11 protein-coding genes are annotated in these 11,617 nt (G+C 70.6%); all 11 read right to left on the bottom strand.

Features of this window, described 5'->3' with window-relative positions:
* Nucleotides 1-29 precede the first annotated feature (29 nt).
* The 11 genes from pth to DEJ28_RS04170 all read right to left on the bottom strand — a co-directional run bounded on the left by pth (nucleotide 30) and on the right by DEJ28_RS04170 (nucleotide 11,549).
* Nucleotides 30-614: an aminoacyl-tRNA hydrolase gene (gene pth, locus DEJ28_RS04220; RefSeq protein WP_111116385.1), complete on the bottom strand. Its 585-nt coding sequence runs from the start codon at nucleotides 612-614 to the stop codon at nucleotides 30-32.
* Between the two features lie 44 nt (nucleotides 615-658).
* Nucleotides 659-1,276: a 50S ribosomal protein L25/general stress protein Ctc gene (locus DEJ28_RS04215; RefSeq protein ID WP_111116384.1), complete on the bottom strand. Its 618-nt coding sequence runs from the start codon at nucleotides 1,274-1,276 to the stop codon at nucleotides 659-661.
* Between the two features lie 218 nt (nucleotides 1,277-1,494).
* The gene (locus DEJ28_RS04210) at nucleotides 1,495-2,484 is read right to left on the bottom strand and encodes a hypothetical protein (protein ID WP_111116383.1); all 990 of its coding nucleotides are present in this window, start codon (nucleotides 2,482-2,484) and stop codon (nucleotides 1,495-1,497) included.
* Nucleotides 2,485-2,501: 17 nt separating this feature from the next.
* Nucleotides 2,502-3,857 (bottom strand): D-mannonate dehydratase ManD, encoded by a 1,356-nt coding sequence (gene manD, locus DEJ28_RS04205; RefSeq protein WP_258368130.1) that lies wholly within the window; start codon nucleotides 3,855-3,857, stop codon nucleotides 2,502-2,504.
* Nucleotides 3,854-5,137: a mannitol dehydrogenase family protein gene (locus DEJ28_RS04200; RefSeq protein WP_111116382.1), complete on the bottom strand. Its 1,284-nt coding sequence runs from the start codon at nucleotides 5,135-5,137 to the stop codon at nucleotides 3,854-3,856. Before DEJ28_RS04200 ends, manD begins: the two co-directional genes overlap by 4 nt.
* Nucleotides 5,134-6,021 (bottom strand): sugar phosphate isomerase/epimerase family protein, encoded by an 888-nt coding sequence (locus DEJ28_RS04195; protein WP_111116381.1) that lies wholly within the window; start codon nucleotides 6,019-6,021, stop codon nucleotides 5,134-5,136. The genes DEJ28_RS04200 and DEJ28_RS04195 overlap by 4 nt, the downstream gene beginning before the upstream one ends.
* Nucleotides 6,018-7,238, bottom strand: coding sequence for a Gfo/Idh/MocA family oxidoreductase (locus DEJ28_RS04190; protein WP_111116380.1), 1,221 nt, complete (start codon nucleotides 7,236-7,238; stop codon nucleotides 6,018-6,020). Before DEJ28_RS04190 ends, DEJ28_RS04195 begins: the two co-directional genes overlap by 4 nt.
* Nucleotides 7,235-8,071 (bottom strand): sugar phosphate isomerase/epimerase family protein, encoded by an 837-nt coding sequence (locus tag DEJ28_RS04185; RefSeq protein ID WP_111116379.1) that lies wholly within the window; start codon nucleotides 8,069-8,071, stop codon nucleotides 7,235-7,237. The genes DEJ28_RS04190 and DEJ28_RS04185 overlap by 4 nt, the downstream gene beginning before the upstream one ends.
* A 153-nt stretch (nucleotides 8,072-8,224) precedes the next feature.
* Complete coding sequence (locus tag DEJ28_RS04180; protein ID WP_111116378.1) at nucleotides 8,225-9,172, bottom strand: carbohydrate ABC transporter permease; 948 nt, start codon at nucleotides 9,170-9,172, stop codon at nucleotides 8,225-8,227.
* Nucleotides 9,169-10,191: a carbohydrate ABC transporter permease gene (locus DEJ28_RS04175; RefSeq protein ID WP_111116377.1), complete on the bottom strand. Its 1,023-nt coding sequence runs from the start codon at nucleotides 10,189-10,191 to the stop codon at nucleotides 9,169-9,171. Before DEJ28_RS04175 ends, DEJ28_RS04180 begins: the two co-directional genes overlap by 4 nt.
* A complete protein-coding gene (locus DEJ28_RS04170) occupies nucleotides 10,191-11,549 on the bottom strand; it encodes an ABC transporter substrate-binding protein (protein WP_181433770.1) in 1,359 nt (452 codons plus the stop codon). The genes DEJ28_RS04175 and DEJ28_RS04170 overlap by 1 nt, the downstream gene beginning before the upstream one ends.
* Nucleotides 11,550-11,617 lie beyond the last annotated feature (68 nt).

The following is an 11,617-nucleotide window of genomic DNA, read 5'->3' as shown; positions in this document are numbered from 1 at the left end:
ACCGTGCGCGACGGGCGAACGGGCGTGCGTCAGGACGGCGCGTGCACGCGCTGCTGCGCGGCGACGAGCCCGAGCTCCACGATCGCCTCGACCGCGTCGGCACCGTCGGCCAGCAGGTTCGGCAGCGTCTTCTTCTCCGTCGGGGAGAAGTCGCGGAGGACGTAGTCGGCCGGGTCCTGTCGGCCGGGGGGTCGGCCGATGCCGATCCGCACGCGGGAGAACTCGTTCGTCCCCGTCGCCTTGATGATGTCGCGGAGGCCGTTGTGGCCGCCGTGCCCACCGTTGCCCTTGAGCCGCACCGTGTCGAACGGCAGGTCGAGCTCGTCGTGCACGACGATGAGCGACTCCGGCGTGGCGCTGTAGAACCCGAGCACCGAGGAGACGGGGCCCCCGGAGGTGTTCATGAACGACGCCGGCTTGGCGAGCACCAGACGGGGTCCGCCGGGAACGAGGCGCCCCTCGGCGACCTGGTTCGGGGTCTTGTGCTTCTTGAACGTCGCGCCCATGCGGACGGCGAGTTCGTCGAGGACCATCTGGCCGACGTTGTGGCGGTTGCCGGCGTAACCGGGCCCGGGGTTCCCGAGCCCGATCACGACGAATGACTGATCGGTCATCAGCACAGCACCATCAACGTCGACCAGCGGTCCGCGGAGGGGTGTTACTCGGCAGCGCCGTCGGCGCCCGACTCGGCACCGGCCTCGGCCGAAGCGGCGTCGGCAGCGTCGTCGTCAGCGGTGCCACGCGGGGTGACGATCGCGACGACGAGCGCCTCGGGGTCGGTCTCGAGCTCGGCGCCCTCGGGGAGCTCGAGCTGCGCAGCGTGGATCTGCACGCCGTCCTGGAGGTCCTGGACGTTGACGGACACGTGCTCCGGGATGTCGGTCGCGAGCACCAGGAGCGAGACCGAGGAGAGGTCCTGCACGTGGATGGTGCCCGAGAAGGACTCACCCTCGATGACGACGGGGACGTCGACGGTGACCTTCTCGCCGCGGCGCAGGACCACGAGGTCGATGTGCTCGATGATCTGGCGCACCGGGTCACGCTGGACGTCCTTGACGAGGGCGAGCTGCGCCGCACCCTCGATGTCGAGGTCGACGACCGCGTTGGCGGTACGGACGAGGAGCATCGTCTCGTGGCCCGGCAGCGAGATGTGCTGCGGCTCGGTGCCGTGGCCGTAGACGACGGCGGGGATCTTGTCGGCCGCGCGGAGCTTGCGAGCAGCGCCCTTGCCGAACTTGGTGCGGACTTCCGCTGCGAGCTTGGTGTAGTCGGCCATGGTGTCTCCTGGTCTCGGGGACGACACCGGGGTGCCGGCATCGTGGGGGTCTGTGGTGTTGCAACTCGAACGCGTGCACGCGTGAGGAACGCTCCCAGGACGGGCCGGCTCTCCCACTGCGTCGATCACGGCCGCGCATGCGCGGCCCTCGCCGAAGTCAGTCACCGAGTCTAGCAGCACCCGGCCGGGCGTGTCGGACGCCTCCGTGCCGGGACGGGTCAGCGACCGACGTCGCGACGGTGTCGCTGAGCGGCGGCCAGGAGGTCCCGCGCGCGGTCGCTCGCCGCCTCGGCCTCGTCGCGGACGTGCTCGAGGCGCTCGACCTCGGCGGTCGCGTCGGCCAGCTGTCGTTCGAGTTCGGCACGGCGTTCCTCACCGGCCTCGAGGTCGTTCTCGGCGGAGTCGAGTGCGGCATCGGCCTCGCGGGACTCGGTGCGCGCCGCCGTCTCGGCCTGGCGCGCGGCTCGGCGTTCGGCAGCCGGGTCCGTCTTCGGCGCACGCTCCTGCTTCGGGGCCGGCGTCCGCTTCGCGGCCGGCGCAGGATCCGGCTGGGGTGCCGGGTCCGGCTGGGGTTCCGGGTCCGACTGCGGCTCCGGCTCGGGCTGTGGTTCCGGTTCGGGCTGCCTGGAGGCGCGACTCGCCTTGCGTGCCCGTCTCGCCTGGTCGATGGGGATGGGTGGGGCATCGCTGCCCGACCAGGCGTCCGGGACGGCGTCCGGATCGGCGAGGGCGCCGTCGAGGTCGACGTCGTCGAACCCCGCGCTCTCGAGCGGCCGGACGAGCAGCCCCGACCGGACGGCGGCGCCTGCGTGCGGATCCGCCATGGCCGCCTCGATGGTGGCGCGGACCTGGTCGAGCACCGCCGGGGTCGCCGGGTGTCCGGCATCGGACGCGAGGTCGGCCCCGGCCTGCGCGAGCGCCTCGACCACCTCGGCGCGCTGCTTCCGGAGCCGACGGATCGCGTCGGGGTCGGCGGTCGACTGGGCCTCGCGGATCGCGGGACCGAGGTCGACGGCCTCGTCGAGCGCCCCCTCGTGCGCGAGCAGGTCGATCACCCACGCGGCCGGAGTGGGCTTCCGGAGGCCGCCGATCGCCGTCGCGAGGGCACGGTCGTCCTTCCGGACCGATCGCTGCCGTGCGGTGCGTTCGGCGACGAAGTCCGCGGGCGCGACGAGGAGCAGTTCCCTCGCCACGTCCGCGAACTCCATGCCGACCAGCTTGCCCGCTACCAGTCGTGGACGGTGCCGTCGGCGAGTCGGTTGAAGGGCAGGTAGGCCTGCTCGTACGGGTACTTCCCCGCCTCGTCGACGTCGAGGCTGACGCCGAGGCCGGGCTCGTCGCCGGGGTGCAGGTAGCCGTCGGTGAACGTGAAGGTCTGGTGGAAGACCTGGTTCGTCTTCGGGCCGTGCTGCATGTACTCCTGGATGCCGAAGTTGTGGATCGCCAGCCCGAGGTGCATCTGCGCCGCGAGTCCCACCGGCGAGATGTCGGTCGGCCCGTGGAACCCGGACTTGATCTGGTACATCGCCGCGTAGTCCATCGTCTTCCTCAGCGGGGAGATGCCGCCCATGTGCGTGACGGCACCGCGCACGTAGTCGATGAGCTGGTCGCGGATGATGTCCTTGAAGTCCCAGATCGTGTTGAAGACCTCACCGATCGCGAGCGGCGTCGTGGTGTGCTGGCGGACGAGGCGCAGGGCTTCCTGGTTCTCGGCGGGGGTGCAGTCCTCGAGCCAGAACAGGTCGTAGGGCTCGAGCGACTTGCCGAGCTTCGCGGCCTGCAGCGGTGTCATCCGGTGGTGCCCGTCGTGCAGCAGCGGCAGCTCCGGGCCGAACTCGTTGCGGACCGCTTCGAACACCGTCGGGAGGTGGCGCATGTACGCCCGGGTGTCCCAGTCCTCCATCGCCGGGAACGCGCCACGCTGCGCCGGCTCGAAGTCGTAGCGGACACCACTGTTGCCCTCGGTGGTCTTGTTCGACGCGATGCCGTAGATCGACTCGAGGCCGGGCACACCGGTCTGCACGCGGATCGACCGGTAGCCCTCGGACTGGTGCTCGCGGATGGAGTCGAACAGCTCGGGGAGTTCCTTGCCCGAGGCGTGGCCGTAGGCCATCAGCCCGGTGCGGGAGGCACCGCCGAGCAACTGGTAGACGGGCATCCCCGCGACCTTGCCCTTGATGTCCCAGAGCGCCATGTCGACCGCGGCGATGGCGGCCATGGTCACCGGTCCGCGACGCCAGTACGACGAACGGTACAGGAACTGCCAGGCGTCCTCGATGCGGCTGGCGTCACGCCCGACGAGGAGCGGCACGACGTGCTCGGAGAGGTACGTGGCGACGGCGAGCTCGCGGCCGTTGAGGGTCGCGTCGCCGAGCCCGGTGACGCCGTCGGCGGTCGTGAGCTTCAGCGTGACGAAGTTGCGGTTCGGGCTGGTGACGATGACCTCGGCCCGGTCGATCAGCTGACCGCGGTCCTCCGAGGCCCAGGTGTCCGGACGGCCCGATGTCGGATCGGTCGCCGACCCGCCGTCGGTCGCGCCGGGCACGGGGGCGGCGGGGTTCGTGGTGCTGGTGTCGGTCATGCGTGGACTCCTTCGTCGGAGGGCTCGCGGGCTGCTGCCGCGGCGGTGCGGATGCGGTCGGCCGCGGCGCTCACGGCCGCGACCACGGGTGGGGTGTCGAGGTCGGGGGCGATGACGGCCAGGACGTCGTGCACGTCCGAGTCTGGCCCGGGAGCACCGGCGTCGCTCACGAGGCCCGGCTGCGTCGTCACGTGCAGCCACCACGCGGCGACCGCCGTCGCGGCTCCGGGGCCGATGCCCGCGGCCGGGTCTCGTGCCAGTCGGTGCCGCAGCACGTCGACGACCCGGACGGGCAGCTTCTCGGAGCCGCCCGAGGCGATCTGCCGCAGGGTGTGCTTGATGCGCGGGTTCGCGAACCGCTCGACCAGGGCGGCACGGGCCTCGGTGACCTCGGCGGCGGGCAGCGGGAGCTCGGCCGCGGCCTCGTCCCAGAGCTGGTCGACGGCGGCGCGGCACACCGGGTCGTCCATCGCCTCGGCGACGGTCTCGTGGCCGAGCAACAGGCCGGTGTAGGCGAGGAGCGAGTGCGATCCGTTGAGGAGCCAGAGCTTCCGCTGCTCGTACGGGGTGACGTCGTCGACGATGCGGACGCCGGCGGTCTCCCACGCCGGCCGCTCGATGCCGTCGAAGGCGTCCTGGAGCACCCACTCTGCGAACGGCTCGGTGACGACCGGCACACGGTCCTCGGTCAGGGCTCCGTCGAGGTCGGCGAGCGCCTCGACGTCGGCGTCGGTGGTGGCCGGGGTGATCCGGTCAACCATCGAGCTCGGGAACGCGACGTTCGCCTTGATCCACGTTCGGAGGCCGTCGTCGTCGACCGCCGCGAGCACGGCGTCCCGCAGGACGTCGCCGTTGTGGGTCAGGTTGTCGAGACTGACCAGCGCGATGCGACCGGCGCCGGCCCGTCGCCGGGCATCGAGCCCGGCGACCAGCCTGGCCGGCACGTCGGAGCCGGACCGGTAGCCGTTCTCGGTGACCGTCAGCGTCACGATCGACGTCTCCGGGGACGCGACCGCGTGCCTCCAGGTCGTGTCGTCGCTACCCGGGTGGGCCGCCACGATCGTGTCGACCATCTCGGCGGAGTCGCCGGTGGCGGCACGGGTGACGAGCGTGTACCGGCATTCCTGGGCGGTCAGCGCGTCGGCCGCGGCGGGCGAGCGCCCGGTGAACGCGGTGATCCCCCACGCCGGACCGGAGGCGTGCTGCGTGTACCAGGCGAGGTGGGCGCGCGCGAACGCCCCCATCCCGAGGTGCACGATGCCGGGACGTCGATCGGTCATGCCGACACCGGCACCAGGGACCGCAGGTAGGCCAGGTTGTCGGCGGTGCGGGCCTCGAGCGGGAGATCGGTCGAGAAGTCCTCGATGGTGACCCAGCCGTCGTAGCCGACCTGGCCGAGGGCGTCGAGGTACTCGGACACGGAGGCCTGTCCGGTGCGCAGCGGTGCCCACTCGTTCTGCCAGATCGCGCTGCCGTCGGCCCGCGTGCCCCCGGTGTCGACCCACCGCGCGTTCTTCACGTGGGCGTGGGCGAGGTACGGGCCGAGGAGCTCGAACGCGGCGAGGTGGTCCTCGTGTCCCTCGATCACGAGGTTGCCGAGGTCGTGGATGACCCCGATGTGCGCCGGGTCGAGACCGTCGATCAACCGGAGCGCCGCCGAGGCCGACGGGGTGATCGTCATGTGGTGCAGTTCGACGAGGGCCTTCACCCCGAGTTCGGTCGCGCGGGACACCGCCCACTCGAGGTCGGCGCGGGTGCGGTCGAAGATCTGCGTGTAGGTCTCCCCCGTGCGTTCCTTCTCCTGCCGGTACATCGGCATCGAGACCCGCACCTGGCGGGCACCGAGTTCGCTCGTGACGCGGAGCATCGTGTCCACGCCGTCGTGGTCCGACGCCTGCTGGTAGCCGCCGATGCCGGAGTACTCGAGCCCGGCGCCGTCGGTGATCCGGGCGATCTCACCGACGTGGTCCTCGATGCCGGTGAACTGCCACGTCGACTTGTTGCCCGCCCAGAAGGAGCGGCCGGCCGGCACTTCGGCGCCGTCGGCGGGACGGTCGTCGACGATGCGCCACTCGACGCCGTCCCAGCCCTGTTCGGCGAGGGACTCGGCCGCCTGCGACGGGGTCCAGTCGGGGGTGGACGCGGTGAAGACGGAGAACTTCATCGGGTGGCTCCTTCGTTCGCGGTGTCGGCGGTTGCATGGGCACCGACGACCGGCACCACGTCGTCGTACTTGCCCTGGATGACGTCGTCGATGCGGACCGGCTGCCCGAGGGTCGCGCTGACGTAGAGCCCGCGCACGGTGGCGAGGGACACGAGCGCGTCGTCGACGCCGACCGCCGGGTCCCCGCCGCCACGGATGGCCGCGACGATGTCCGTGTACTGGCGACCGTGGCCGGCGGCGAAGTGGTCCGGCTCGGCCGGCCCGCCGACGACGTGCTCCGGCGGGACGACGTCGTCCTTCTGGTCGACGGCACCGGCGACCGCGGTGGCGTTCGAGGTGGTGGACGCCGACTCGAGCGTCGCGGCGTCCGGCGCGATGTGGAAGTAGGCGAGCCGGTCGTCGTCGACGATCGCGGAACCGTGCGTGCCGTAGACGGCGTAGCGGGCGGAGAGGCCCGGGTAGGCCGCCGTGGTGCAGTGGATGACCCCGAGTGCGCCGTTCTCGAACCGGACCGTCGCGACCGCCGTGTCCTCCACCTCGATGCGGTCGTGGGCGAGCAACCCGGTCTGCGCCGAGATCTCGACCGGACGACCGAGCACCCACACGAGGAGGTCGACGGTGTGCACGCCCTGGTTCATCACCGCGCCGCCGCCGTCGAGCTCCCAGGTGCCGCGCCAGTCACCGGAGTCGTAGTAGCCCTGCGACCGGTACCAGGCGACGCTCGCGACCCCCGAGGTGACGGTGCCGAAGCCCCCGCCGTGCGCCGCGTTCGCCACGACGACGGACGCCGGGTCGAACCGGTGCTGGCTGATGACGCTCGTGACGAGTCCGCGCGCACGGCCGGCTGCGGCGAGCGCCGCGATCGACCGTGCCCGGGGCATCGTGGTGTCGAGCGGCTTCTCGATGACGACGTGCTTGCCCGCGGCGAGCGCCGCTTCGGCGAGTTGCACGTGCATGCCGGACGGCGAGCAGATCGCGACGACGTCGATGTCGGTCTCGGCGATGGCCTGTTCGATGGTCTCGGTGGTGATCGGGCGGTCGACGCCCATCGCCTCGATCTCGTCGGCGGCGCTGGTGGCCGCGGCGGGGATCGCGTCGACGAGGGCGACGACCTGCAGGTCCGGGTGGTGCACGGCGACCTTGGCGTGGTGGCGTCCGATGACGCCGGCGCCGACGACGGCGAGGCGGAGTGGGCTGGCTTCGAGTGGGGTGGTCATCGCAGGGTGACTCCGATCTGGTCGGTGAGCGTCCGGAAGGCGCGGCCGGCGCGGCCGAACGCCGCGGGGCCGGAGAACCCGCCGAGGTGGGTGAAGTCGCTGAGGTGGGGTTCGAGGGACGCGTACCCGGTGTACCCGGCGTCGCGCAGGGCGGTGAGGGTCTCGACGAGCTCGCCGTCGCCGTCGCCGGCGGGGACGACGGACGAGTCGGCGGCGACGGCGTCCTTCACCTGCAGGTAGTCGACGTAGGGGCTGAGCTGGGCCCAGCCGTCGGTGAAGGGCCGGACGCCGCACTGGACGTAGTTCGCGTTGTCCCAGGCGAGCCGGAGCGCGGAGGAGCCGACGCTCTCGACGATGTCGAGCACGCGCGAGGGGACGTCGCCGTAGATGTCCTTCTCGTTCTCGTGCAGGAGGGTGATGCCTTCGCGCTCGGCGAGGTCGGCGAGGGCCCGCATCCGGACGAGCACGTCGTCGCGGACGGCTTCCGGCTGGCGACCCTCGAAGTAGAACGAGAAGATCCGGATGTTCGTCGTGCCGAGGGCGTGCGCCGCGGCGATGGCACGCGCGAGCCGCGAGACCTCGTGCTCGACGGGCTCGTCGACGGACACCTTGCCGATCGGCGAGGCGATGGCGGACACGGTCTGTCCGCGCTCCTCGAACAGGCGGTGGAGTCCGGCGAGCTGGTCCTCGTCGAGGTCGACGACGTTCACGCCCCATGCACTGCGGACCTCGATGGCGCTGGCCCCCAGCGCCTGGAGGACCGCCACCTGGATGGCGGGGTCGGCGTCGATCTCGTCACCGAAACCGGACAGTTCCCAACTGAGCTGGGTCATTGCATTCCCTTTCGTTGTCGTCTGCGGGGCCCCGCCGCCGGTACCGGTCGGACGCGCCAGCGGCCGACCGGCCGTGTCGGTGGGGTGAGGGGCGGGGCGGGCTGGCACCGCGCCTCCAGTCGGTCTGTGGACAAGTCGGCAGACTGCACAGCGCTACTTGACCGACCCGGCCGTGAGGCCGCCCACCAGGTAGCGCTGGAAGATGAGGTACAGGGCGACGACCGGCACGGCGCAGACGATCGAGGCGGCCATCATCTGGCCGTAGATCGGGACGGCTCCGCCCTCTTGAGCGGTGCCGAGCACCTGCAGGACCACGGCGACGGTGCGCGTGTTCGGGGTCGTCATGATCGTGGAGAACAGGACGTCGTTCCACCCGAGCAGGAAGGCGAAGATGGCCGACACGACGATCCCCGGCCACGACAGCGGCAGGACGATCTTCGTGAGGATCTTCGTCGACGAGGCACCGTCGATGCGGGCGGCCTCCTCGAGTTCCTTCGGCAGGCCGCGGAGGTACGTGACCATCACCCAGGTGGAGAACGGCAGGGCGAACGTCAGGTAGGTGACGAAGAGACCCCAGCGGGTGCCGATGATCTGGACGCCCGTCGCGCTGGCGATGTTCGAGAAGACCACGAACACGGGCAGGAGCAGGAGCGTGCCGGGGATCGACTGCAGGGCGAGGAGCCCGCGGAGGATCGTCAGGCGGCCGAGGAACCGGAAGCGGACGAGGACGTACGCGGTGGACACGGCGAGCGCGGCACTCGCGACGGCCACGGCCCCGGCGGTGAGCATCGAGTTCACGAGCCCCTCGCCGAGGGCGACCGTCGACCAGATGTCCACGTAGTTCGACAGTGTGAACTCGGACGGGAAGTACTCACCGCGGGCGACCGCGACGTCGGAGTTCACCGAGCCGAACAGGATGTAGAGCACCGGGACTGCGATGAACGCGATGATCACGGCGATGACGACGATGAGCAGCCAGCGCGGCAGGAGCCGGGTGACGTCGGTGTCGTACGGACGCTTGTGGCGCCGTCCGCGGTCGCCGGTCGTGATGCTCTCGGTGAGCGTCGCGGTGGGGCGGGTGGTGGTGGTGAACGCGCTCATGCTCGTGCTCCGTCGATGTCGGCGGCGATCGGGGCGGTGGCGAGCGTCGCACGGTCGGCGCGGCGCTGCTTCCGGTTGGGGCCCGCGTCGTCCCCGGTGTCGAGCTTGACCGCTCGGAGGTAGACGAACAGCGGGATGGCGACGATCACGAGCGAGCAGATCGCCATCGCCGCGGACAGACCGAAGCGGAACGACTGGAAGCTGGCGATGTACGTCAGGACGGGCATCACCTCGACGCTCGACGGCAACGGGATGCCGAAGAGGACGAACGGCAGCGTGAAGTTGTTGATGTTGTGCAGGATCGAGATGATCACCGCGAGGCTGAGGGGGCCGCGCAGGTACGGGAAGATGATGTACCGCAGCTTCGCCCACCAGGTCACCCCGTCGAGCGCCGCGGCCTCGTGCACCTCGTTGTCCACGGCCTGCAGCCCGGCGAGGGACAGCAGGTAGACGAACGGCCAGCTCGTCCAGATCATCACGCCGGCGAGCGCCCAGTACGAGGCCGAACCGTTCAGCCAGAGGACGTCGGTGTGCAGGATCGAGTTCACGACGCCCTGCGGCTGGAGCATCGTGCGGAAGAACGTGCCGACGACGAACGCCGGGAGCACGTACGGGATCAGGTAGATCGAACGGACGAGTCCGCGGCCGGGAAACCGGTTCTGCGTGGAGATCGCCGCGGCGACGCCGATCGGCACGGTCACTGCGGTGACGAGCACCGACAGGGACACCGAGATCCAGATCGAGTGGAGCAGCGGCGAGTCGGTGAAGGCCTCGGCGAAGTTCGCGAACCCGACGAAGGGGGCGCTGAACCACTGCCGGAGCGTGTACTGGTCGAGGTCGAGCATCGCGATGAACAGGCCCACCAGGAGCGGGACCACGATGACGGCGAGCATGAGGACGCCACCGGGCAGGAGCATCCAGAGGGGACGCTCCCGCTTGTACAGGGGCGTCTTGCCGTGCGGGCGGACGGGCCGCCCCGGCGCCGCCTCGGTGTCGGGCCTGGTCTGCGTGGTGGTCATCACAGACCTCCGTTCTTCTGACGGTCGAGCGTGGACTGGGCGTCCTTCTGGGCGTCCTGCAGGCGCTTCCGGAGCTGGTCGTCGGTGACCTCGCCGCTCTTGAGCGACGGGATGGACTGCACGACGACGTCCACGAGCGAGAGCTGGATGTCCGACCACGCACCGGTGAAGGCGGTCGGCTTCGAGAGCTTCCCGGCGTCGATGATCGGCTTGAGTTGCGGGTTCTGCGCCGCGAGCTCGGCAGCGGCATCGGCGTTCGTCGGCAGGTTGCCGAACAGGTCGTAGTACTCGCGCTGCGCCTTCGGGGCGCTGAGCTGCTTGATGAAGTCGAACGACAGGTCCTGCTTCTTGCCGTAGTCGGCGACGACCCAGTTGTCACCGGACAGGATGCTCGCCGCCTGGATGCCGTCGGCGGGACGTTCGGTCGCTCCCGGCGGCACGGTGGGCAGCAGGGCGAACTCGTACTTGCCGTCGACCTTCGTCCCCGCGAACGAGTTGATCGCGGTGGTGGTCGTCATCGGGAAGAACGCGGCCTTGCCGTCGGTGAACTGCGCGAGGGCCTGGGCGTTGTTCCACCCGATGGCGGCCTTGTCGACGACCCCGTCCTTCGTCACCCAGTCGAAGTAGGTGCGGTAGGCGTTCGCGACGGCGTCGCTGTCGATCTCGGCCTTGCCGGACCCCGACACGATCGTGTTGCCGGCGTTCTGCGCCATGCCCCAGACGAACTTCCACGGGTCGAAGCCGTCGGCGTAGGCGACCGCCAGGCCGTGGCGGTCACCGGTCGTGGTGGCCTTCGCGTCGGCGGTCAGTTCGTCCCAGGTGGTGGGCATCTCGTCGATGCCGGCCTGGGCAAGCAGGTCCTTGTTCACCGCCATCACGAACGGGCGGCTGGCGAACGGGATGCCGATCTGCTTCGAGGAGCTCGGTCCGGAGATGCCGAACGACGCCGGGTCGAACTGGTCCTTCCCGCCGATGGCCTTCCACTCCTTCGCGCCCATCTCGACGAAGGCGCCGGTGGCGTAGGCCGTCGGGGTGAAGGTGGTGCCGATCGCGTAGACGTCGGGACCCTGCCCGGAGATGACGCTCGTCTGGATCGCGGTGAGTTCCTCCTGCGCGGAGGAGTAGGTCTCCCACTGGATGTCGGCCCCGGTGGTCCGCTTGAACGCGGCGGCGGTGTCCTGCTGCCACTGCTTGCGTTCCTTCGGGTAGGTGGTGTCCGCGCCCATCATGACGCGGAGGGTGTTCGGGTCGTCGCCGCTGCCGTTCACCACGGCGCATCCCTGCAGGGACAGCGCGGTGAGGGCGACCACGGCCACGGCACCGATCAGGGTGCGTGTCCTGAGTCTGCCTGTGCTCATGCGGGGGTTTCCTCCTCGAGACCTCCACCCGGGAGCGACGCTGCGTCCCGGGTGCCGGGTGGTCCTGC

This window comes from Curtobacterium sp. MCPF17_002 (assembly GCF_003234115.2).
In the GTDB taxonomy this organism is placed as follows: Bacteria; Actinomycetota; Actinomycetes; order Actinomycetales; family Microbacteriaceae; genus Curtobacterium.
Note: the sequence above shows the minus strand (reverse complement) of the source record. Positions and strands in the feature narration are given on the sequence as shown.

Bases quoted from the DNA above. Each gene is read 5' to 3' on its own strand.
- pth (WP_111116385.1), bottom strand. From the start codon at position 614: ATGACCGATCAGTCATTCGTCGTGATCGGGCTCGGGAACCCCGGGCCC.
- DEJ28_RS04215 (WP_111116384.1), bottom strand. From the start codon at position 1,276: ATGGCCGACTACACCAAGCTCGCAGCGGAAGTCCGCACCAAGTTCGGC.
- DEJ28_RS04210 (WP_111116383.1), bottom strand. From the start codon at position 2,484: ATGGAGTTCGCGGACGTGGCGAGGGAACTGCTCCTCGTCGCGCCCGCG.
- manD (WP_258368130.1), bottom strand. From the start codon at position 3,857: ATGACCGACACCAGCACCACGAACCCCGCCGCCCCCGTGCCCGGCGCG.
- DEJ28_RS04200 (WP_111116382.1), bottom strand. From the start codon at position 5,137: ATGACCGATCGACGTCCCGGCATCGTGCACCTCGGGATGGGGGCGTTC.
- DEJ28_RS04195 (WP_111116381.1), bottom strand. From the start codon at position 6,021: ATGAAGTTCTCCGTCTTCACCGCGTCCACCCCCGACTGGACCCCGTCG.
- DEJ28_RS04190 (WP_111116380.1), bottom strand. From the start codon at position 7,238: ATGACCACCCCACTCGAAGCCAGCCCACTCCGCCTCGCCGTCGTCGGC.
- DEJ28_RS04185 (WP_111116379.1), bottom strand. From the start codon at position 8,071: ATGACCCAGCTCAGTTGGGAACTGTCCGGTTTCGGTGACGAGATCGAC.
- DEJ28_RS04180 (WP_111116378.1), bottom strand. From the start codon at position 9,172: ATGAGCGCGTTCACCACCACCACCCGCCCCACCGCGACGCTCACCGAG.
- DEJ28_RS04175 (WP_111116377.1), bottom strand. From the start codon at position 10,191: ATGACCACCACGCAGACCAGGCCCGACACCGAGGCGGCGCCGGGGCGG.
- DEJ28_RS04170 (WP_181433770.1), bottom strand. From the start codon at position 11,549: ATGAGCACAGGCAGACTCAGGACACGCACCCTGATCGGTGCCGTGGCC.